The sequence below is a fragment of the Chthoniobacterales bacterium genome (assembly GCA_035274845.1).
Taxonomy (GTDB): domain Bacteria; phylum Verrucomicrobiota; class Verrucomicrobiia; order Chthoniobacterales; family UBA10450; genus AV80.
The window spans coordinates 1-20453 of sequence record DATENU010000001.1 but is presented as its reverse complement, the minus strand read 5'-3'; the positions used below and the strand labels follow the sequence as shown (position 1 = coordinate 20453).

The following is a 20453-nucleotide window of genomic DNA, read 5'->3' as shown; positions in this document are numbered from 1 at the left end:
ATTCATTTCGCCATGTCGCCTCGCCCTACCATCTTTATCTCCGCCGTCAGCAAGGAGTTGCGCAGTGCCCGCCAGCTCGTTTCCAATACCCTGACCTTTCTCGGCTACGAACCGATCTGGCAGGACATTTTCGGGACGGAAACGGGGGACCTGCGACAGATGTTGCGGGACAAAATCGACCAGAGCAAAGGCGTAGTGCAGCTCGTCGGTCAATGTTATGGCGCCGAGCCGACGTCACCGGATCCGGATTTCGGCCGGGTCAGCTACACCCAATACGAGGCACTCTACGCCCGGAAAAAGGGAACCAAGGTTTGGTACCTTTTCATGGACGAAGATTTCCCGATCGATCCGCACGAGCCCGAGCCCGAAGAGCAGCGCCAGCTTCAGGCGGCCTATCGAGGTGTGCTCAAGGCCGATTCCCATCTTTTCCACCCGCTCAAAACGCGGGAGGCGTTGGAGGCGGGTGTCCTCAAACTCCGCGACGATCTCACGGAATTACGGAAAGGTGCGCGGCGTTGGGCCTGGGGAATCGCGGCCCTGATCGTTTTTGTCGCGCTCCTGGCGATCTGGTTGGTGTTCGGCCAGAGCAAAATCTCCACGAAGATCGACAAGAGCCAGCAGACGCTGGAAAAGATCGCGGACCGATTTGAAGCGCTCGCGTCGAACGGCGGTGTCATCGCGAACGCGAAGACGCCTGAAGAGCATTATCACAACGCCCGGATCCACGAGCTGAGCGGGAACTTCTCTTCGGCGCGCAAGGAATACACCGATTACCTTTTCTCGAATCTCGAGGCAATCGATCCCTGGCTGAGCTACCTCGCGATGCTCAAATCCGCGGAGGGAAAAGCGGGCGCGGCCGAGGCGATGCGTTACATGGCGGACAAGCTTAAGCCGCCCACCATTTCCTACCAGACCGCGATCGCCCTACTCGAGGATGGCGACGCCCGGATCGCGAAGCTAACCGCGCTCGCTGAGAAGAATCCCGATTTTGGTCCGCTGCCGTGGTTGATCAGCCAGGAGTATTCCGAGACGCGGCGCGGCGACCAGACCCTGGCCGACAAGCGCGCGGAAAAGGAATGGCTGGAGAGATTTCGCGCCGCCCAGGCCGCCGGGAAGTTCGAGAAATTCTTCATCGACAAGAAGGAAGCACAGAAGTGGGTGGAGACCGCCGACGCCCGGTGGGCCAGCCTGACGAGCACCTCCGACAAAGTGCTCGAGAATCCGATTACGCTGACGGCGCAATATTCCAGTGGCGGCTGGGCAATTATTTTCACGCTCACCGATTTCAAGGCGAAGGAGCTCTTCTACCGGCTCGATGGAAAGGGGGACTTCGTCTCTACCGGTCATTTGCCGCAGAAGAATGCGCAAACTGGCCTGCCGATGATTCAGACTTACGTTCCGCTACCGAATCTGGCGCCCGGCGAGCACACCGTGGAAGCGAAATACCTCGACCGGAATGACAAGAGCAACGGTCCCTACACGTTGAAGTTCTCGACCCAGGGCGAAGAGCTCGCCCAAGGCAAACAGATCCTCGAGATGACCAAGGGCTCCTGGGTGTCGTTCCGCGATTACGACGGCAAAGTTCTTCTCTACTTCACCCATCTCCTTTCCTATCGCCCCGTCATCAAGGAAATCCATTATTCGCTCAACAGCGAGGCGGTTGACCAGAACTACAAGTTCAAGCCGAGCGATAAAATGTTTATCGCTGGAGATGACCTGGTTTATATCAGCGTCCCCGCCAACACCCAGTACGCCGCTGTCCAGATCACCTACAAGGACGGAACGAAGTCAGGAATCCAAAAGATAATGCGCACGGGACCGTAGCGCGCCGCTTACTTTGCTTTCGGTTTCAATTCCGCGTCGAAAAACTCCATGATTCGGGTTTGGCGGCGAAGGCGGAGCAGCGGCTCGCTTACCATGTGAGTGCCGAGAAGGGGGAGGAAATTGAACGGCTTGCCCGCTTCGAAGAGCGCCTGCGAGAGTTGGATCGAGTGCTGAGCGTAAACGTTGTCGTCGGTGAGGCCGTGAATGAGCAAGAGCGGCCGGCTCAGGTTTGAGGCGTAGGTCAGCACGCTGCTCTTCTTGTAACCCTCCGCGTTTTCCGACGGCAGGCCGAGATAACGCTCGGTGTAATGCGTGTCGTAGTTTTCCCAGGTAACGACGGGCGCACCCACGACGGCGCAGCGGAAAATATCGGGCCGCTGCATCACTGCCATCGCGGAAAAATAGCCGCCGAACGACCAGCCGACCACGCCGACGCGTTTCAAGTCCATCGCCGGCTCGTGTTTCGCCAGCGCTTGCAATCCGGCGATCTGGTCGGCCAGCGCTACGGCGATCAGGTTCCCCCGGATGGCCCGTTCCCACTCGCGGCCGTGTCCCGGTGTTCCGCGCCCGTCGAGAAGGACCACGATGTAACCGCGATCCGCCATCCATTGATCGATCATGTAACGGTCCGGCTGGGCCAGCACCTGCTTGTGTCCCGGCCCCGCATAAACGTCGAGAATGACCGGATAATGATTGCCGCTCTTGAAGTCGCGCGGCCTGACGATAGCGGCATCCATTGGCCGATCGCCCGCCGTCCGGCACAGTTCGAACTTGGGTAATATGGAAGGCCGCTCGGCGACCGAAGGAAGCGTCGCAATTTTTTTCCCGTCAGACGAACTAACCTCCCAACCGGTGGCTCCATTCGTCAGGTCAAAGCGATGAAGAAACTGATCCTTTGTTTCGCCAAAGACCGCGGTGTGACGCCCCGCATCAGGTGTTAACTGTTGCGGCTCGCTGTTTGGGTTGAGCGAGAAACGAAACAGATGCCGTTCGCGCGAATCCGCTCCGCCCGTGACAACGATGGATCGGTCCGCTTCGTTGAGGTCAATGAATTCATCGAGCTGGAAGGTCGCCGGGATGGCCGCGCGAACGAGCGTGCCATCCGCGGAATGCAGCTCCACCTGCCACGTGCCATTGCGCTCAGTCGTCCACAGAAACTGCTGACCGTCTTTCAGCCAGACCGGCATCGGATGGTGGTCGAGATTCAGCCAGGCGGCATCGTTCTCGCGCAATAGTTCGCGTGTCGCGGCGGTTTTTGCATCGACGGTCAACAGAAGTTCTTCCTGCTGCGCGCGATTCTGAATGACGACACACAGCGGGGCGGCCGCTTCTTCCCAAACAACGCGCGCCAGATACGGATATTTTTCGCGATCCCATTCCACCCAGCGGGTTTCGCCGCCTGAAACGGCGACAATTCCCAGCCTGACCTTCGCGTTCGGCGTTCCAGGACGCGGATAGAAATTCTTCGCCGGCGGCGTTTCCGGATGCAGAGGATCGGCAATGAAGCGGCTCTCGACAGCGCTGTTATCCGTTTCCTGGAAGGCGATCGATTGAGAATCGGGCGACCACCAAAAGCCGTGATGCCGGTCCATCTCCTCCTGGGCGACGAATTCCGCCGTGCCGTGCTGCAAGGTTTCGCTCGCCCCGGAGGTGAGAGCGAGGTCCGCCTGCGTTTCGAGGTCAATCACGTGCAATTCCCCGGCGGAGACCGCCGCGACCTTGCGTCCATCGGGAGAGAAGTGCGGGTCGATCCAGTTTTGCCCCGGTAATTCGGTCACCTTGCTGTCGGCCCGCGCGATGACGTAAAGCTTGCTCGAGAGCGTTACGAGGATCTTGCTGCCGTCTTTCGACAGTTGAAAGCTGGTGAACCCGCGCAGGCTTTGCCGTTCCCGCTCGCGCCGGCTTCGTTCCTCGGTCGTCAGTTTTTCCTCCGCGCCCTGGAGCAATTTCTCCGGAGCCAGGATCTCGCGGAGCTTTGCGTCCGCGATTGTAAATTCATAAAGCCTCAAGACCGGATCGCGGGCGCCTCCCCGAAGAAAAACGACCGCTTTGCCGTCGGGCGTCAATTGCGGCGAAACCGGCTGGCCGAGCGAGTAATTGCGGGTTTCGACCAGCTCCCGGAAATAGCGCAGGTCCGCCGATTCCGGTTCCGTGGCCGGGAGGCTGGCCGCGGTGAAGATGAGTATGAGAGGCCAGCCAAGAAAAGAGCTTCGCATGGCTAATTTCTAACCGACGGCACGGTCTCCAGCAATATAGGCAAATGCGGCAGGGCGCCGAAACACCCTGCCGCATTCGAAAACCAAGTTAGGCTCGTTTGAGCCTGCCTGATCCGGTTAGAAATTCAGCTCGAGACCCTTCTCACAGAAATCAAATTTGACCGGCTGTCCTTCCTTGCCGCTTTCCCACACGGCCTTGAACCATTGGTGACAGCTACTGCTATTCGTCGATTTGTCCCATACCAGGGTCATCGACTCGCCCGGCTTGATTCCGCTGCCGATGTCGAAATAACCGTACTTCTCGCCGTCCTCGGAGACGAGAATTTTTGTGATCAGCTCATCCGTGGTGTTGTGGACTTTGAAGGAGTAATCGCCTTCACCGCTCAGGGCGATGCGGGGAGCAAGGGTCATGGCCAAAACGGCGCAAGCCACGAGGGCCGCCTTTTTGAATGGAATATGAAGCTTCATAATTTTTCGTTTCTGTTGTGATTTGATCTGCCCGCCGAGCTTAGTCGGCGAAAAAGCCCGCCACAACCAAAACCGTCTCCTACTTTCGGGCGAGTTGAACTTTCAGTAAACCCGGTAATCCACCACCCGCCAGGCCCCGGATTCGTGACTGAGAATGACCCGCTCGGCGGCGACCGCCTTGTGTTCGAACGCGGTCCGAAAAAGAAGGCTCTCGTAGTTGCCGTCCGGCGAGCCGGTCAGCTTGCGCGTGAAGGCCGCGCCGATGAACGAACGCGAGAGCACCCGGCCAAACGGAGCGCGCCGGCCTTCCATGGAACGCACAAATTGCTCCTGGGTCGTGGCGGACCGAAGACGCGGAGGTTCCATTTCGTAAGCCGGGCCATAATTCGCCGCGTCGACCAGGGCGAGCCATTCCAGGGCGGCGGCGCGCGTCTCCTTCTCCCGGGCGTGTTTTTCCGTCTGCACCTTGGCCACGGAGTGATGGGCGCAGCCCTGGAACGATCCAAAGAGAAGGCAGAGAGAGAGAACAAGCCCGCGCCGCATGCCGAGGGTTTACCGAGCGGAAAGCGATATCTCAATTGAAAAACATTGCCGACACAGATCCATACGGGTTTGGTCGTTATTTGGCCGAAGCGGGGGGCCTGGGGGGAACAGCCGAGGCCAAGGGGACAGCCCGATTCCGGTACGATAGAGGCCTTCCTCGATTTACTACGGCATACCGGAAAGGAAGTTCGGAAATTTCTCCCAAAAACGGAAAAATTCTCGCGGAATTCGGGCCAGCCCCAGTGCCGCCCGTCCTGGCCGCACGTTGTTTGGTCTCCCCATGTCCCGAGGAGCACCGCGATTCCCTGGCTGCGGATCCAGGCCTCTATTTGGACTTCGTCCGAACAACGACCGCCTCGACGTCAGCCGCCTCGACCGCTGCATCGAAGAATTCCGCGCCGGTGAGCTGCGAGAGGTGCACGAGTTTATCGCCGACTTTCTCGAGCTTACCGGCAATTTTCTCGCCCGATTTCATCCGCAGCTCGACGACCTGCCCGACATTCTTCTGCAAAATCCCCAGGATCGTATCGCCGGTTTGGAGATCGACCTTGCCCTGCGCAAAAAGATTGGCGCTGGCAAATGTAAACAGAACGGCAAAAAGGAATAACAAGCGTTTCATATCACTCTGTTTTGCCGGGAAATCAGAGCGGAGGCGAGCGAATAATATCGGCATTTGGCAAGGGAAGCCGCTGCCCTACAATTGCTTGTGGAGAACGTCGCCGAAAACCTCGAGCAGGTCCGGACGCAGATCGCCGCAGCTGCGAAGAAGGCCGGCCGTGCCATGGAGGATATCGAGCTGGTCGCGATTTCGAAGACCCACGAAGCTGAAAAGGTTCGGGCTGCGTTTGATGCTGGCCAGCAATTGTTTGGCGAAAGCCGCGTCCAGGAAGCGCGAGCCAAGATTCCACTGTTGCCTTCGGCGGCGCGCTGGCATTTTGTCGGCCGATTGCAGCGAAACAAGATTCGGCACGCGCTGCCGCTCTTCGAGCTTTTTCACAGCGTCGATTCCATCGAGCTGGCGCGAGACATGAACCGTATCGGGGACGAGGAAGGATTGCAGCCGCGTGTTTTACTGGAAGTGAACGTGGCGGGCGAGGGGAGCAAGATCGGGTTCGCCCCGGAAAAGTTGCGCGCCGAAATGGAATCAATCCTCGCGTTGCCACGGCTGACCGTCGAAGGATTGATGACAATTCCGCCGCTCGCTCCCGAAGCGGAACAATCGCGTCGGCATTTCGCGGCCTTGCGCGATTTGCGCGAGCAATTCGAAACGCAATTCAGCCTTAAGGTGCCGCACCTTTCCATGGGAATGAGCGGCGATTTCCTGGTGGCAATCGAGGAAGGCGCCACCCTGGTGCGGGTCGGCACCGCGATCTTCGGTCAGCGAACGCCGATGCGGCAACGCTCGCAGGCGGCGTTCGATTCGGGCGATTGAATTGGGTCTACGGCAACTGATAAACTTCGATTAGCGCCAGCCCGGTTGCCGATCCCTTACCAGAAACGATGGCGCTGTAACTTCCGGCCGGCAACGACGTCAGGATCGCCGATTCCAAGCTAACCAGCGGCGCCAGTCCCGTCGCGGTGATGTCCGCCTCCTGGGTCGATTGCCAGTCGTCGTTCGTCGCCAAGGTGGTGCCACTGGCATCCTTCAATGTCAGCACCGGGTCCCCAAGAGGTGAGGGGACACCAAAAGCAGCGAGGCTCGGCCCGATCGCCCGCACCACCACGCGGCCGCCGCCACGACTTATAAAGCCGCCAATAAGAACGTCATCGCCAGTGCCAACTTTTCCGCGCGTCGAAATGTTGAGTAATCGCGTGGCGGTCGGCACGGCAATGTCCACCACGGTTTCGCCGGCAAGACTGGTCGCGTTGCCAATTATGCCGACCAACGTCGCTGCACCCGAAGCAAGATTGATCGTGTAAAGTCCCGTCGTCGTCCCGACAGTCAGAGAGGCGTAAGCGGTGCCGGTTCCCTGCGAAATATCGAAGCCGACCTGATCCGTAGTGCCGACGCCGAGGCTTCCAACGGTGTGGAGTTGGCCCGTGTTCGCCGGATCCTGATAGACGAGGATGTCCAGCGCCGAATCAATGTTGTAAAGGATCGTCGTCACCGCGCCGGCGAAGTTGTTCGTGTAGGCGGAACCCACGACGTTCGGATTCGCGCCGGCATGCGCATCACCCGCAGCGTAAGCGAGCGGCGTATCCGTGGCGGTGAGCGAACCATTGTTCGGATTCAACCGGATATCCTGCTCGGAATCACTCGTGACTCGGATGAGATCCACGGTGGGAATGAAATCGAACCCGAAGCGGGTTCCGCTCAAGGGAATGGGAGTGGCCGGTGGGGTGAAAGTCGCGCCGGTAGTCAGATTGAGCGCGTAGAGACGTCCGCTGGTGCCGATGAGAGAGAGCTCTCCCGTTGCGGGCCGAAAGTCCATTCCGACCAGATTTTCCCCGCCGACGGAGGAAACGGCGATGGTCTTCGTCACCGTCCCCGGGGTCGCACTATCGAAAAACAAAAGGCGGTTTCCGGAAGTAAGCGCAACAACGGTTTCGGCATTACTGGTTGCGATTAGGACCAGGCCAAGAAAGGTCGAAAGGAAAATGATTTTTTTCATGCGATGCCTCCGGCTAATTTTCGTCCCAAGCCAATCGGATTGGCAACCGCATTTCTGTCATCCTAGACTGGTTCGGCATGACGCTTGAGTTGAAAGATGCGCAACTGATCGGCGACGAGTTTGCCATCAGATGGAACGATGGGGTGGAATCGTATTTGCCGCTCGAGCGTTTCCGGCGCGCCTGCCCATGCGCCAGTTGCGGCGGCGAGCCCGATGTTCTTGGAAATATCTCGCGGCCCGATGTGGCATACACGCCTTCGAGTTTCGAGTTGCTCGGCTGGCAGATGATCGGCGGATACGCCCTTCAACCAAAATGGGCCGATGGCCATAGTACCGGACTGTATTCGTTTCAATATCTCCGGCGGCTAACCGTCTGATCGAAAACGTCCGGCGATCTTTTCAGCCGATAGCGTGACAAAGCTTGATGGCTTGAAAAAAATTGCTCACGATCCATTTCGGCTCGGCGTCCGGGCCGGCCAGGTCCCCTTGAACGCAACCGCAAATTCCAACGGAGAAATATCATGAATTCCAATCGGCGTAAGTTTATCAAAGCGACCGGCCTCGGCGTTACTGGTCTGTACCTAGGATCGTCGTTCAGCTGGTTGCACGCGGCCAGCGCCGGCGACGCGGTGCACGGCACCCTGGCAGAGCAGATCACTGTTGTTTGCCGGCGGCTGGCGGGGCACGGCTGGCGCGCTCTCATGCTCAAGGTGACCGGCGGCCAACTCGATCTGACCTCGCCCTCCCTGGCAAAAGACCTGGAAAAGGAGCTGACGAAAATCGATCGCACGGTGCCGGGTTTCGAGGACTTCGCAGCCGAGGGAACGCGCGCCATTCAACCCGGGATTCCTGGACGCAGTTTGCTCTTTCACGCGCTCGCTTCGGCCAATGTTGTGCAGGATGGATCGGGCAACGCCCTCGGTGCGTTTCCGACGGCCGCCGAGATAGAGACGGTGGAAAATGGCGTGTACGGTTTGCGTCCGCCGACGCTCGACGAGTTGCGGGCGCGCGCCGGCGACGCTCCGCTCGCCATCGTCGTTTTTTCCACGGAATACCGCAGCGCTCGGAACACCGTGCATCGCAAGCACGCCGATGTTTGTTTTTCGCGGACCGCTACCGCGCGCACCGGCAACGCTCCAGCTCTTTACGATGGTCGGCGCCGGGATTTCGCCCCGCTCGACGAGCAGAACAAGTTTCTGTTCCGCGTTCTCCCCACGCGCTTCTCCGCCTACGTGGCAATGCAGAAGCGGGGTGATCAAGATTCGTTCGGACCGATGCGCTTCCAGGAGGGAGACGAGGCGCGCGAATTCTGGGTTCCGCTGCACAAGCTTTTCACCGGCCCGGAATGCATCAAGGGGCTCGCGCTCGACCTGAATTTCGAGGCGCATTTCGTCAACGAGAAGCTCCGCCGGCTCCATGCCTTTATGGAGCAAAGTGGTTTCGGGGCGAATTCGGCCCCAGCTGACCGCGACCAGTTTCCGTTTGTAATCCGCGACGCCAAAATTGCGGGGTTCACGCCGCCTGCCGATTACGGAAACGGTGTTATCGCGCCGAAGCCCAATCCGCTCTTCGAGAAAGCAATGTTTAACGGCAAACCACTCGGCTTTAAGGTCGCGCACGACTTTTCCAGCGTTGAGGGAAACACCTGGTTCTCGAGCCTGCAAATTGTCCCCGACGCGCGAGATTCGGTCTTCAATGACACGATCGCCTACATGGATGGGCTCAATCAAACTCTTGGGCGTCCTGCGCCGGAATACATTAACGGACGCCACAAACAGCTCCCCGATGGAAGCGAAGAAAATCTCAATGACAGCCCGGACTTGATGAAGATTCTCCTCGAAGGAGGCTATCAAGCGCAGCATTTTATCGACTTTACCGGCGACGGCTGGGTCGATGTCCGGTGCCCGCAACTCGCTAAGGCCTTCACGACGATCATGCCCGGCTACGTCGGCATCGCGCCCCCGGATTTTTTTCCCGCCATCTCACAGGGCGAACTCACGGATTGGTGGGAGAGGGACGCACCCGAGCCGATCCGAAGAGGGGTATGGTGCATCGCCCCGTTCGCCCTGTCCGACAAACGCATGGCTCCCAACATCACCTTGACGAACCGCTTCAAGATTACCGACGATACCGTCACAGCGATCGTCTCTCTGCCCGTCACCGGTGAGATCGCGCAACGGCCCTTTCCGGCCAACGCTGGCGAAATGACCGCTCGTCTGCCCGACGGTTCCAACGGTGTTTTCGATCCCGGTTGGGATTTCGCGCAGGACAGCGTGCAGACAATCTTGGGGAGTAAGCTCTTCCTCGCCAACTATGGCCTTGGCACGCCGTTTATCGAAGATGCGAAACTCTGTGCGGCACTCGGCAGCTTTTGGCCGGCGGTCGCGCCTGACGCCACTCGCGTCTATCAGCCGGCGAAAAAACCCCAGGGCGGGTTCTGGCCGTGGCCGGCCATCGTGCCGCTGACCGACGAGGAAATTGGCAGCGCCGAATACGAGCCAGGAAAATTCCTTCCGTGGGACGGCGTCCCGGGCCCGACGCGGGTGGGCGCTGACGAGATAACGAAGTACGGGCTTTCCGGGGGAAATTGGATGCGCTACGCCGATATCGCACATGTCGATTACATTGATCTCAGTGGAAAGTTAACCGCTTATCTCACCGCGAAAATCGACCTGAAGGAATACGAGGCCCGCATTCTTGCGACCGATTCCGCGTATTGGGCTCTCGGGATAACGGATAAAAAATTCTTCGACCCCGACAACTGGAAGGTCGGCCCCGACCACGCCGAGACCTTTACGGACGATGATCTCCGTAGTATGGCGAGGAACCGTCTCCAGCTCGAAAAGGCCAGGTGGGCGGTGGCGTCCTTCCGCAAGGTTTCCGATAAAGATGCGGAACTAGCCGCCGCGCGCGAAAAAACGCAGTCCCCCGAGACTGGTTCCGATTGGTATCGCCTGGTGATTTACCGTTACGACGAAAAGGAAATCGTCGACCCGACCAATTTTCGTTTCCTCCTCATCGAGATGCACGACACCGTCCTCTTCTACGTGAACCGGAAGACGGTGCTCTTCCAGCCCGAGGGGAAAGGATGGACAAAGCAGGCGCCATTCGAGATGTCATAGTGCTGGGCGGCGGCCCCGCCGGCTGCGCGGCTGCGATCCAGTGTGCCCAGCGCGGCTTGAAGGTCGCGCTGCTCGAAGCGAAAGCATTTCCGCGCCATTGCCCGGGCGAAACCCTGCATCCCGGCGTGGAACCGGTGCTCCGCCAGCTGGGTCTCTTCGAACGGGTGCTCACTGCAAATTTCCCGCGGCACGAAGGCAACTGGATCGAGTGGGGGAAGCAGCCGCTGCGCTTCGAACCGTTCGGGAGCGACGCAGAGGGACCGTGGCGCGGCTTTCAAGCCTGGCGCGCCACGTTCGACGCGCTGTTGCTCGATCGCGCGCGCGAGGTTGGGGTAGAGATTCATCAACCCTGCGCAACCCGCGAGATAATTCGTGAGGATGGGCGCGTCGCCGGCGTAATGACCTCCGCGGGCCCGCTCGCCGCGAAGTGGACCCTGGACGCCGCCGGAAGTCGCCACTGGCTTGCGCGCCAGCTCGCCCTGCGCGTGAAGAAGTTTTCGCCGCGGCTCACGGCGCGTTACGGTTACGCCCGGGGGCGTTGTCCGGCGCGCGATGACGCGCCGCTCATCTCCGCTGATGCGACTGGCTGGACCTGGACGGCGCGTATCCAGCCGGAACTTTATCAGTGGACCCGGCTCGATTTTGCGCGGACCGCGCGCCCAGCCGGTTGGCTTCCCGCTGAGTTGCAAGGCCTCGTGCCGGAAGGCCCAACGCGCGCGGCCGACGTCACCTGGCGGAAAGTCGAGCCCGTGGTCGGCCCTGGCTTTTTTCTAGTCGGTGATGCTGCCGCCACGCTCGATCCGGCCTCCTCGCACGGTGTCTTGAAAGGACTCATGTCCGGAATGATGGCGGCCCATTTTGTCGAGTCCGCAGGGGGCGGCGGACAGCCCGAGGCGCGTGCCATGCTTGCCTATCAGGAATGGCTTACCGGATGGTTCGATGCCGACGTGGCGAAACTTCGCGCCCTCTATTCACTCCTCTCGCCTGCCAGGTTCGAGGGAGCTTGACGCGCCTGATAAGGTTTACTTCCCCATGACGCGAACGATCAAAGCCGCGCTCTTGTTCTTCTTCCTTTCGCTTTGCGCGTCGGCGGTCGTAGTCACGCATCGGGTTCGCCTGCACGTTCCGGCGCCGGCTCCCCACGAGCTTTTTTCGATCGTCGAGCAGCAGCTGGCCGCGTTTCGGGTGGCTGATTACCGGAGCGCGTATCGCCACGCCGCCAGTGGAGTGCAACAGAAGTTCACCGTCCCGCAATTCGAATCGATGATCCGGCGGGATTACGGCGATATCACCAATGCGCAGCACATCGAATTTGGTCTCGTCGAGGTAAATGGGTCCGTGGCGGTGGTGCAGGTTTATCTGCACGGGGCCAACGGCTCGGTCCGCTCGTTTCTCTACAGCCTGATCGCGGAAGGCGATTCGTGGAAAATCAACGGCGTCCAGCCCGTTCAGTCCATGCCCCGCGGCCAACGGCTAACGGGATTGCACATCTAAAATCTCAACGTGGGATCGTCACCCGCAGCAAGGAGACATTTTCGCCTTTCGGCCTGAGCAAACGATCCTTTAGCTGCGCCGGAACAAGAAAAAATTGCCCCGGCTTTAGGTCGCGTCCCGCGCAGGACAATTCGCCCGTCAGGCACACCCCGATCGCAACGCTGCCACGCTCCGCGATTTCGCGCTCCGCTCCCAGAAGCCACTTCTCCACCTCGAAGGTCGCATGCCGGATGAGTGACTCGCCTTCCGGCCGTAGCAGACCCGGCTCGTAATCGGCGAAATCAATGCACCGCATCGCCTCGTCGAGATGCATTTTCCGGCGCTCGCGCCCTTTCTTCATCCGGTTCCAATCGTAAACGCGATAGGTGGTGTCGCTGTTTTCCTGGATCTCCACCAACAGGCTTCCGCCTCCGAGCGCATGCAGTCGGCCGCTCGGCAGCCAAATGGCGTCGCCGGCCACGATGTCGATCGAATGCAGCTGCTCCTCGACTTTGCCTCGTTCGAGCGCGGCGGCGAAACCGGCTCGGGTGCAGCCTTTCTTCAAACCCGCATAAAGCCGCGCTTTTGGAGCGGCATCGGCGACATACCACAGTTCTGATTTCGCTTCTCCACCGAGTTCTTTCGCCAGGTGGGGCGGGGGATGCACCTGCAGTGAAAGGTTCTCCTGCGCATCGAGCAATTTCGCCAGGATCGGAAAACGTGGTGTGTCGGGAACCTGCCCAAAAATCGTTTCCCGATGTTTGCTCCAGAGTTGATGGAGCGTCCGGCCGCGCAGCGGGCCTTCGTGCACGACGCTTTGCACCTCGGGCCGGTCGACGATCTCCCACGATTCGCCGATGAGCGCCGCGGACGGTAATCGCTTCCCGTAAACCGATTCCAGCCGGCGTCCGCCCCAAACGCGCTCCATGAAAAGCGGTTCGAAGACGAGTGGCTGAGTCAGGTCGACTTTAGGCATTGTAGGGCGTTTCTGTGAACCCGAACGGTTTCGCGGGCTCACAACGATGCCCTATAATTCGCGCTCCGCGCCATTAGCACAAGCATCCGCGTTGTGGTTTCGTTTTCGGTGCGCGCATTCCTCAAGTTCTGGCTACCTCCGCTCGCCTGGATGATTTTCATTTTCCTGGGCTCCACCGATTTGCTCTCGGCGGAGCATACCTCGCGCTTTATCGGACCATTCCTTCGCTGGCTTGATCCCAATATCTCGGACACCACGATCGGCTCGATTCAGCTCATCGTTCGCAAATGCGGGCATCTCCTCGAATACGCGATCCTGGCAGCATTGCTGTATCGCGCCCTGGCAACCCATCGTGACCGCCCCTTCGTGCTCGCCTTCATCCTCGCCGCGACTTACGCCGCCCTCGATGAATTCCACCAATCATTCGTTGCCTCCCGGACCGGCTCACCCTGGGACGTAGTCGTTGATTGTGCCGGAGCGTTCGTAGGCCTCCTGTTCTGTTCTCTTCTCCGCAATCGCCGTAACGCAGCTCGCAAAGCGAGCGAGGCCGGGCTTTCCAAATCGAAATTCGAGATTCGAAAATAGCGATATCTCCCGATATCGCTTGCCTCCCCTGATCGGCCCACTCAAAATGCCGGACGTCGTTATGAAAAAAACCAACATCCTCAAACTGATCATTGCCGTCGTGGTGGCCGGAACTTCGCCACTTTTCGCAAACACCTTGTCCGTCCCGAGCGATCAGCCTGCTTTTACTGTCGACATCCCGGCGGATTGGAAGCCCAAAGCGGATAAAGAGGGCGTCGAGGCCACTCAGCCCGACAACCACGTTTACATGGCCGGTTGGGTCGTGACCAAGGGCGACATTGGAGACCTGAGCTCGGATTTGGATGAGCTGCTAAAGGATTCGATGAAGAGCATCGATGAAAAAACGAATGAAGAAATGATCGAGAACAACGGAATCAAATTCCACGTCTGGAACGGCAGCGGGATCGACAAGCGGGAAGGCGGGAAAGTGAAATTTTTCGTGGCGGTGTTTTCCGCCGGCGCGGGCAAGTCCGGGATTTACTACGCCGATTACGATGCGGACGCGCCTGCCGACGTGATGAAAACGATCACCACCATCATGAATTCGATCAAACTGAAGAAATAGAGATTGATCGGGCGGCCTCCCATTTTTTGACCCATTTCAGGTTCTTTCGTGAGCTGCCAAGGCAGCGATGAGCGTGGCACTTTTAGCGACGCCTTTCGTTGTTCGTATTCATTTTCATGCCGATCTCTCTCGTTCTTTCTGCCGCGTCATGGGAGTGGAGATACGATCGCGAAAACTCTGCGTGAAAAACTTCGGTCAAGGACGCGATCGAATCGCGCGGCATTGCAGGCCGCCTGAAGCAAACCGGAGTCGATCTGTCTTGCTACGGCTATGCAAAACATTTGGCCTAAATTGAAGAATTCCGTTTCCGGGGCATTCCGACGCTTCTGGCCGGAAATCACCATTTGCATGGTGCTCGCGACTCTGCTGGCGGCGTGGTCCTTTCACTTTTCCGGGCTGAGTTCGACCGCCTATCTCGATGGCATCTGGTTCCAAGCGGATGCCGGCAGGGTTTTTGGGGACATGACCGACCGTCTCGGCAATCACTACCGGATAAAAGTTCATCCGCTGTTTACTTTGCTCACTCATCCACCCATCACGCTCCTTCGGGTTCTGACAGGTGCTTCCGCCCTGACTGCCGCCAGGCTCTTCATGGCATTCCTCGCCGGGATTTGGATCACTTTGGTTTTCACCTTGTTTCGAGTGCTTGGCTGTCGTCGGATGGATGCCACGATTCTTGCGATTCTAGGTGGCGTGAGTGGGGCCGCCCTCTTTTGGACGGGAGTGATCGAGACCTATCTGCTCAGCTCCATTAGCATCCTGGTGGGAGTTCTTGCGGTCAATCTGCCCACGCATCGCAAGAGCCTTTGGATCACGATTGTTAGCGCGTTTACCCTGAGCGTTACGGTCACAAATTGGATGACAGGATTGCTGGCCACCGCTGTCTCTTTTCCCTGGAAACGTGCCTGTCAATTGGCCGCAAACGCTTTTTGCATTGTCGTGATCCTGTGGGGCGTGGAAAAGTTCGTTTACCCACAATGCGAATTCTTTTTGGGCGATGGAGAGGAGGCGCGCTACATCAACCATCCGAGTTTGGGTGGACCCCTCGTGGCGCTCAGAGCTCTCGTTTTCCACACGATGGTGGTGCCGCGCATTCGCCCCTTCGAAGATATGAAGGGGGACTGGCGCCGAGTTGGCTATATCAGGACTCAACTCGACAGGCCGGGGGCCGGTTCTCGCCTCGGAACAGTCGCGGCTGCCTTGTGGGCGTTCCTTTTGGCCATTGGGGTGAGGGGATTGTTTGTGATCAAGGGATACGGGAAACTCCGGCTCGTGCTGGGAGGGACGCTTCTCGGACAGATGGCGCTCCACTCAATTTATGGAGAAGAAACGTTTATTTTTTCTCTCAACGTCGCCCCTATACTCCTCGGAATTGCGGCGATGGGATTGCACACCCGTCTCCGGCGTGTCGTCCTGGGCGCCGCGATTTGCCTGATAGTCACCGGGGGCATCAACAATTTTTCTCAGCTCTCGAAGGCGATCTATCTGGACCATCGCATTTACGACAGCGTTCACCCACCGGTCGCGGCCGAACCTGGTCGGCAACCGTAACCACGGTCGTCGTTACACCCTCGCGCGACGAGCGAGGTCCGTTTTTACAATCGAGAATCGAAAATCCGAACTGGGCCTGGCTGGGCTCGAACCAGCGACCCTGCGCTTATCAAGCGCATGCTCTAACCAACTGAGCTACAGGCCCTCGTCGGCGCGCGGGCGCCGCGGAAATGAATTGTGATTGGTGATCGGTGATTGGTCAACTGCCCGCCGCGCATTTCATTAGCGCGAGAACAGAACTCCGCTACGGTATCGGACTTTCGTGAAACGCTTTCTCGCTACCGCCGCTGTCAGCCTCCTCTTCTCGTCCCTTTGCGCAGCCGATGAAACGATCCTTCCCCCCAAAGCAAGGATGGTCCCACCGCTGAACTTCCAGCATTTCACACTCCCTAACGGCTTGCAGGTTTATACCGTCGAAGATCACGCCACGCCCATCGTAGCCGTCCAGGTCTGGTACCACGTCGGCTCGAAAGACGATCCGCCGGGGCGCAGCGGCTTTGCCCATCTTTTCGAGCACATGATGTTCAAGGGCAACGAGCATCTGACCCCGGATGCGTTCGACAATCTCACCGAGAATATTGGTGGCGTAAACAATGCCTACACCGCGGACGACGAGACCGTTTATCACGAGACCGTTCCGTCGAATTATCTCAATCCAATTCTCTGGGCGGAAGCGGAACGAATGTCCGCGCTCGCGCTCAACGACAAGAACTTCAAATCGGAACGCGACGTCGTGAAGGAAGAATACCGGCAACGCGTCCGGGCCAATCCCTACGGGGAATTCTATCTCGACATCGAAAAGAAATCTTTCGCTGTTCATCCCTACAAGCGTCCCGGCATTGGCAACATCGCGGAACTGGATGCGTCGAAGCTCCCGGAGGTCCGCGCCTTTCATGCCACTTTTTATCGCCCGGACAACGCGACCCTCATCGTCGTCGGCGATTTCAAACCGGAGGAGCTCGACGGCTGGGTGAAGAAATATTTCGGCGCGGTCCCGAAGCCATCGACGAAAATTCCGCGGGTCACGGTCAAGGAGCCGCCGCGGAAATCCGATAAGCGCGAAAGCACTTACAGCGAGCGCGCGCCGCTTCCGGCGTTCGCGGTGACTTATCTTGGCCCCTCTGTGCGCAGCGATGACGGCCCGGCCCTGTCCCTAATTGGAGAAATTCTTTCCGGCGGCGAATCCTCCCGGATGTATCAGTCGATGGTTTACGAACAGCAGGTCGTGCAAAGCGTTTTCTGCGACACGGATCTGCGGGAAGATCTCGGGCTGATTGCTTTCCGCCTGGTCCTGGCGAGCGGCAAAACCATTGCCGACGCGGAAAAGTCACTCAACGCCGAAATTGAAAAAGTCCTGAAGGATGGTGTTACCGAGGCCGAACTCGACAAGGCGAAGAACCGTTTTGTCACTGGAAAGTTGCTCGAGCGCGAGACCTTTAATGGCAAAGCCAGCGCGCTTGGCCAGGCCGTGGTTGTTTACGAAGACCCCGACCGCGTGAATACCGAGTTGGAAAAGCTCCAGGCCGTGACGGCTGCCGAGATCAAGGAAGTCATGAACCGCTACATCAGCGGCAAGAAAAAGGTCGTTCTCGAATGCTTGCCGGAATCGATGAAGCCCGGCGCTGCTTCCGCAAGACCCCCGGGTTCGTCAGCTTCCCCCGTGGGCAAGAACGAGAAAAAGTCCTGATGAACACACGCATTATTTCCGCTGCCGGACTCCTGTTTTTCGCAACCCTGCGGCCGGCGCTTCCGATTGGCGGCGTCGATACTCCGCCGGCGGCCTCAGCCCCGCACGCCTCGACTTTCGCGCAGCCGAAGGAAACAAAATTGGCGAACGGCTTGCGGGTGGTGGTAGTCGAGCGGCCGGATCTGCCTCTCCTCGCGGCGGAGGTGTTGATTCGGAACGGCGCGGAGCTCGACCCGCAGGATCTTGCCGGCACCGCCAGTATGACCGGCGCTCTCCTGACCAAGGGGACCGAAACCATGTCCGCACCCGAAATCGCGAGCACCATTGAAACGCTGGGCGGCAACATCGATTCCGGCGCGCACTGGGACGCCGCCCGCGCCACCGTCGTTGTCATGTCCGACAAAGCGGAACCGGCTTTGCGCATTCTGGCGGATGTCGTCCTTCATCCCACCTTCAAGCAGGAGGAGATCGATCGGTTGAAAAACCAGACGCTCGATGGTTTGCGCGTGGCTCTCCGGCAACCGGGCGCGCTCGCTCAATTCGTGACGGCTCGAGTCATTTTCGGTTCCGCTCCCTACGGGCATTCCCACATCGGCACGATGGAAAGCGTTCCGGCGATCAAGCGGGAAGATATCGTGAAGCTTTACCAATCCTGCTACGTCCCGGAAAACGCCGCCCTCATTTTTTCCGGCAACCTGACCCTGGAGCAGGGGAGGAAGTACGCCGAGGAGTTCTTTGGTGAATGGAAAGGCGGCCCGCCGCCCCAGCGCGACTCAGCGTTGTACGATGTCTCGGCCTGGAAACCGTCGAACACCGTTGTCGACTTGTCTGAGGCCGGCCAGGCCGCAGTCGTTGTGGCGCGCCCCTCTCTCAAGCGGAGCTCGCCGGACTATTATCCGGGCCTTGTTGCCAACGCCGCACTCGGCACTGGCTTCGTCTCGCGTCTCAACCGTGAGATCCGCATCAAACGCGGGCTCAGCTACGGCGCCCACAGCTCGATCGAGGCTCGCCGAGAAGTCGGGCCGTTCTCCGCCATGGCGCAGACGAAAAACGAATCCGCCGCGGAGGTGGCCAAGCTGATGCAGAGCGAATTGAAGCGCGTTCACTCCGAGCCGGTCAAGGGGGACGAGCTCAAATCAAGACAGGCGGTCCTGACTGGCGGATACGCCCGGAACCTGGAAACGAATAACGGTTACGTCGGAAAGATCTCGGTGATGATTGCCAACGATCTTCCGTTGGACACCCTGAACAAATTCATTCCCGCGATAAACGCCGTCACGACCGAAGACGTCAGCGCCTTCGCCACGAAATATTTCGACAGCCCGCCGAGCCTGATCATTGTGGGCAAAGCGCCCGCGTTCCTCGAGCCGTTGAAGAAGGATTTCCCGGAAGTGCGAGTGATTCCGACTCCCGAGCTCGATCTGAATCGCGCCGAGCTGACGAAGTCGAAATAAGTAAACCGCCGCGCTGTTCGCCTTTTGCGGTTGCAATCGCAAATCGGCAATCGACATTCGGCAATTCTTCCTCCGGGGGCATAGCTCAGTTGGTAGAGCGCCAGCTTTGCAAGCTGGATGTCAGGGGTTCGAATCCCCTTGCCTCCAAATCCCTGACAGGGAGGCCGCGGTGCGGCGTCCGTAAAGCGTGATTGGAGGAGGTTAGGCAACCTGCCTGACTCGGCCGGTAGGCAACTTGCCTGCCGCAAGGCGACGACAGGCTGGCAGCCCGTCGGCCGAGACAGCCAGGATGGCCATCCTCCAAAGAAAAATGCCGGACAGCGTGGAAGCCGTCCGGCATTTTTTGTCGATCTGCAGCAAAGACTGAATTGTGCGTTACCGTTTTGAATTCTTCAAGCCTTGGTTTCTTTCGATTCCAAGGGCTTACGGCATATCGTGAATTCCGAGGAACTCACGGGTTAGCCGTCGACCTAGTGATGGTTTTCAAATCTTCAATCTGAGATTTTCGATCTGAAATCCATCGCTTTCTCCTTAGAAAGGAGGTGATCCAGCCGCAGGTTCCCCTACGGCTACCTTGTTACGACTTCATCCCAGTTACCGCTCATAGCGTAGGCGGCTGCCTCCCATTGCTGGGTTAGCACGCCGACTTCGGCTACAAGTGACTTCCATGATGTGACGGGCGGTGTGTACAAGGCCCGGGAACGTATTCACGGCGCCGTAGCTGATGCGCCATTACTAGCGATTCCGGCTTCATGGAGTCGAGTTGCAGACTCCAATCCGAACTGGGCCCAGTTTTACTAGATTTCCTCCACCTCGCGGTCTCGGATCGTTCTGTACTGGGCATTGTAGTACGTGTGCAGCCCAGGCCGTAAGGGCCATACTGACTTGACGTCGTCCCCACCTTCCTCCCCGTTTCACAGGGCAGTCTGAACAGAGTGCTCGGCCTCACGGCCGGTGGCAACAGTTCACAGGGGTTGCGCTCGTTGCGGGACTTAACCCAACATCTCACGACACGAGCTGACGACAGCCATGCAGCACCTGTGCAAGTTGTCCCTTTCGGGACTCACGGGCTTTCACCCGCTTAGAAATGCATGTCAAGGCCTGGTAAGGTTCTTCGCGTTGCATCGAATTAAGCCACATACTCCACCGCTTGTGCGGGCCCCCGTCAATTTCTTTGAGTTTTAATCTTGCGACCGTACTCCCCAGGCGGCACGTTTAACGCGTTAGCTCCGGCGCGGAAGGGGTCGAATCCTCCCACACCAAACGTGCACCGTTTACTGCCAGGACTACCGGGGTATCTAATCCCGTTTGCTCCCCTGGCCTTCGTGCCTCAGTGTCAGGAACTGTCCAGAGACCCGCCTTCGCCACTGGTCTTCC

17 protein-coding genes, 2 tRNA genes and 1 rRNA gene are annotated in these 20453 nt (G+C 58.8%); 12 read left to right on the top strand and 8 right to left on the bottom strand.

Annotated features, from left to right (window positions below; all coding sequences use genetic code 11):
- Positions 1-12 precede the first annotated feature (12 nt).
- Positions 13-1824 (top strand): DUF4062 domain-containing protein, encoded by a 1812-nt coding sequence (locus VJU77_00100; GenBank protein HKP01735.1) that lies wholly within the window; start codon positions 13-15, stop codon positions 1822-1824.
- A gap of 8 nt (positions 1825-1832) precedes the next feature.
- Here VJU77_00100 and VJU77_00095 read toward each other — a convergent pair whose 3' ends face one another.
- From VJU77_00095 to VJU77_00080, 4 genes are all read right to left on the bottom strand, one after another.
- On the bottom strand, positions 1833-4040 hold the full coding sequence (locus tag VJU77_00095) for a DPP IV N-terminal domain-containing protein (protein ID HKP01734.1): 2208 nt from the start codon (positions 4038-4040) through the stop codon (positions 1833-1835).
- 117 nt (positions 4041-4157) lie between these two features.
- A complete protein-coding gene (locus tag VJU77_00090; GenBank protein ID HKP01733.1) occupies positions 4158-4508 on the bottom strand; it encodes a hypothetical protein in 351 nt (116 codons plus the stop codon).
- 102 nt (positions 4509-4610) lie between these two features.
- Positions 4611-5051 carry a DUF4019 domain-containing protein gene (locus VJU77_00085; GenBank protein HKP01732.1) on the bottom strand — a complete coding sequence of 147 codons (441 nt, stop codon included), beginning with the start codon at positions 5049-5051 and terminating at the stop codon, positions 4611-4613.
- Between the two features lie 325 nt (positions 5052-5376).
- Positions 5377-5670 (bottom strand): hypothetical protein, encoded by a 294-nt coding sequence (locus tag VJU77_00080; protein ID HKP01731.1) that lies wholly within the window; start codon positions 5668-5670, stop codon positions 5377-5379.
- A gap of 87 nt (positions 5671-5757) precedes the next feature.
- Between VJU77_00080 and VJU77_00075 the strand changes: the two genes are divergently transcribed.
- Positions 5758-6483, top strand: a complete 726-nt coding sequence (locus tag VJU77_00075) for a YggS family pyridoxal phosphate-dependent enzyme (GenBank protein HKP01730.1) — start codon at positions 5758-5760, stop codon at positions 6481-6483.
- A gap of 7 nt (positions 6484-6490) precedes the next feature.
- Here VJU77_00075 and VJU77_00070 read toward each other — a convergent pair whose 3' ends face one another.
- Entirely contained in the window at positions 6491-7663 is a 1173-nt protein-coding gene (locus VJU77_00070; protein ID HKP01729.1) for a DUF4394 domain-containing protein, read from the bottom strand.
- A gap of 77 nt (positions 7664-7740) precedes the next feature.
- Here VJU77_00070 and VJU77_00065 point away from each other — a divergent pair, with 77 nt between their 5' ends.
- From VJU77_00065 to VJU77_00050, 4 genes are all read left to right on the top strand, one after another.
- A complete protein-coding gene (locus tag VJU77_00065) occupies positions 7741-8040 on the top strand; it encodes a DUF971 domain-containing protein (GenBank protein ID HKP01728.1) in 300 nt (99 codons plus the stop codon).
- Positions 8041-8184: 144 nt separating this feature from the next.
- On the top strand, positions 8185-10785 hold the full coding sequence (locus VJU77_00060) for a hypothetical protein (GenBank protein HKP01727.1): 2601 nt from the start codon (positions 8185-8187) through the stop codon (positions 10783-10785).
- Positions 10752-11792: an FAD-dependent oxidoreductase gene (locus VJU77_00055; protein HKP01726.1), complete on the top strand. Its 1041-nt coding sequence runs from the start codon at positions 10752-10754 to the stop codon at positions 11790-11792. The genes VJU77_00060 and VJU77_00055 overlap by 34 nt, the downstream gene beginning before the upstream one ends.
- Before the next feature lie 25 nt (positions 11793-11817).
- Positions 11818-12279, top strand: coding sequence for a DUF4864 domain-containing protein (locus tag VJU77_00050; GenBank protein HKP01725.1), 462 nt, complete (start codon positions 11818-11820; stop codon positions 12277-12279).
- A 4-nt stretch (positions 12280-12283) separates the two neighbouring features.
- Here VJU77_00050 and VJU77_00045 read toward each other — a convergent pair whose 3' ends face one another.
- Positions 12284-13234 carry a type I phosphomannose isomerase catalytic subunit gene (locus VJU77_00045; protein HKP01724.1) on the bottom strand — a complete coding sequence of 317 codons (951 nt, stop codon included), beginning with the start codon at positions 13232-13234 and terminating at the stop codon, positions 12284-12286.
- A gap of 108 nt (positions 13235-13342) precedes the next feature.
- Here VJU77_00045 and VJU77_00040 point away from each other — a divergent pair, with 108 nt between their 5' ends.
- The 3 genes from VJU77_00040 to VJU77_00030 all read left to right on the top strand — a co-directional run bounded on the left by VJU77_00040 (position 13343) and on the right by VJU77_00030 (position 15935).
- Positions 13343-13819 (top strand): VanZ family protein, encoded by a 477-nt coding sequence (locus tag VJU77_00040; GenBank protein HKP01723.1) that lies wholly within the window; start codon positions 13343-13345, stop codon positions 13817-13819.
- 61 nt (positions 13820-13880) lie between these two features.
- Complete coding sequence (locus VJU77_00035) at positions 13881-14384, top strand: hypothetical protein (GenBank protein ID HKP01722.1); 504 nt, start codon at positions 13881-13883, stop codon at positions 14382-14384.
- Between the two features lie 291 nt (positions 14385-14675).
- Positions 14676-15935: a hypothetical protein gene (locus VJU77_00030; protein HKP01721.1), complete on the top strand. Its 1260-nt coding sequence runs from the start codon at positions 14676-14678 to the stop codon at positions 15933-15935.
- Between the two features lie 71 nt (positions 15936-16006).
- On the opposite strand, the gene VJU77_00025 is transcribed toward VJU77_00030, so the two are convergent.
- Positions 16007-16080: transfer RNA gene (locus tag VJU77_00025), tRNA-Ile, on the bottom strand.
- A 117-nt stretch (positions 16081-16197) separates the two neighbouring features.
- On the opposite strand from VJU77_00025, the gene VJU77_00020 reads away from it, so the two are divergent.
- From VJU77_00020 to VJU77_00010, 3 genes are all read left to right on the top strand, one after another.
- Complete coding sequence (locus VJU77_00020; GenBank protein ID HKP01720.1) at positions 16198-17622, top strand: pitrilysin family protein; 1425 nt, start codon at positions 16198-16200, stop codon at positions 17620-17622.
- Positions 17622-19076, top strand: a complete 1455-nt coding sequence (locus tag VJU77_00015; GenBank protein HKP01719.1) for a pitrilysin family protein — start codon at positions 17622-17624, stop codon at positions 19074-19076. Before VJU77_00020 ends, VJU77_00015 begins: the two co-directional genes overlap by 1 nt.
- Positions 19077-19150: 74 nt before the next feature.
- Positions 19151-19223 (top strand) — tRNA-Ala (locus tag VJU77_00010).
- A gap of 388 nt (positions 19224-19611) precedes the next feature.
- Here the strand turns inward: VJU77_00010 and VJU77_00005 are convergent.
- A 16S ribosomal RNA gene (locus VJU77_00005) occupies positions 19612-20453 on the bottom strand; the annotation flags it as partial.

Bases quoted from the DNA above. Each gene is read 5' to 3' on its own strand.
- VJU77_00045 (HKP01724.1), bottom strand. From the start codon at position 13,234: ATGCCTAAAGTCGACCTGACTCAGCCACTCGTCTTCGAACCGCTTTTC.
- VJU77_00085 (HKP01732.1), bottom strand. From the start codon at position 5,051: ATGCGGCGCGGGCTTGTTCTCTCTCTCTGCCTTCTCTTTGGATCGTTC.
- VJU77_00080 (HKP01731.1), bottom strand. From the start codon at position 5,670: ATGAAACGCTTGTTATTCCTTTTTGCCGTTCTGTTTACATTTGCCAGC.
- VJU77_00050 (HKP01725.1), top strand. From the start codon at position 11,818: ATGACGCGAACGATCAAAGCCGCGCTCTTGTTCTTCTTCCTTTCGCTT.
- VJU77_00065 (HKP01728.1), top strand. From the start codon at position 7,741: ATGACGCTTGAGTTGAAAGATGCGCAACTGATCGGCGACGAGTTTGCC.
- VJU77_00060 (HKP01727.1), top strand. From the start codon at position 8,185: ATGAATTCCAATCGGCGTAAGTTTATCAAAGCGACCGGCCTCGGCGTT.
- VJU77_00095 (HKP01734.1), bottom strand. From the start codon at position 4,040: ATGCGAAGCTCTTTTCTTGGCTGGCCTCTCATACTCATCTTCACCGCG.
- VJU77_00035 (HKP01722.1), top strand. From the start codon at position 13,881: ATGAAAAAAACCAACATCCTCAAACTGATCATTGCCGTCGTGGTGGCC.
- VJU77_00015 (HKP01719.1), top strand. From the start codon at position 17,622: ATGAACACACGCATTATTTCCGCTGCCGGACTCCTGTTTTTCGCAACC.
- VJU77_00070 (HKP01729.1), bottom strand. From the start codon at position 7,663: ATGAAAAAAATCATTTTCCTTTCGACCTTTCTTGGCCTGGTCCTAATC.
- VJU77_00055 (HKP01726.1), top strand. From the start codon at position 10,752: ATGGACAAAGCAGGCGCCATTCGAGATGTCATAGTGCTGGGCGGCGGC.
- VJU77_00090 (HKP01733.1), bottom strand. From the start codon at position 4,508: ATGAAGCTTCATATTCCATTCAAAAAGGCGGCCCTCGTGGCTTGCGCC.
- VJU77_00100 (HKP01735.1), top strand. From the start codon at position 13: ATGTCGCCTCGCCCTACCATCTTTATCTCCGCCGTCAGCAAGGAGTTG.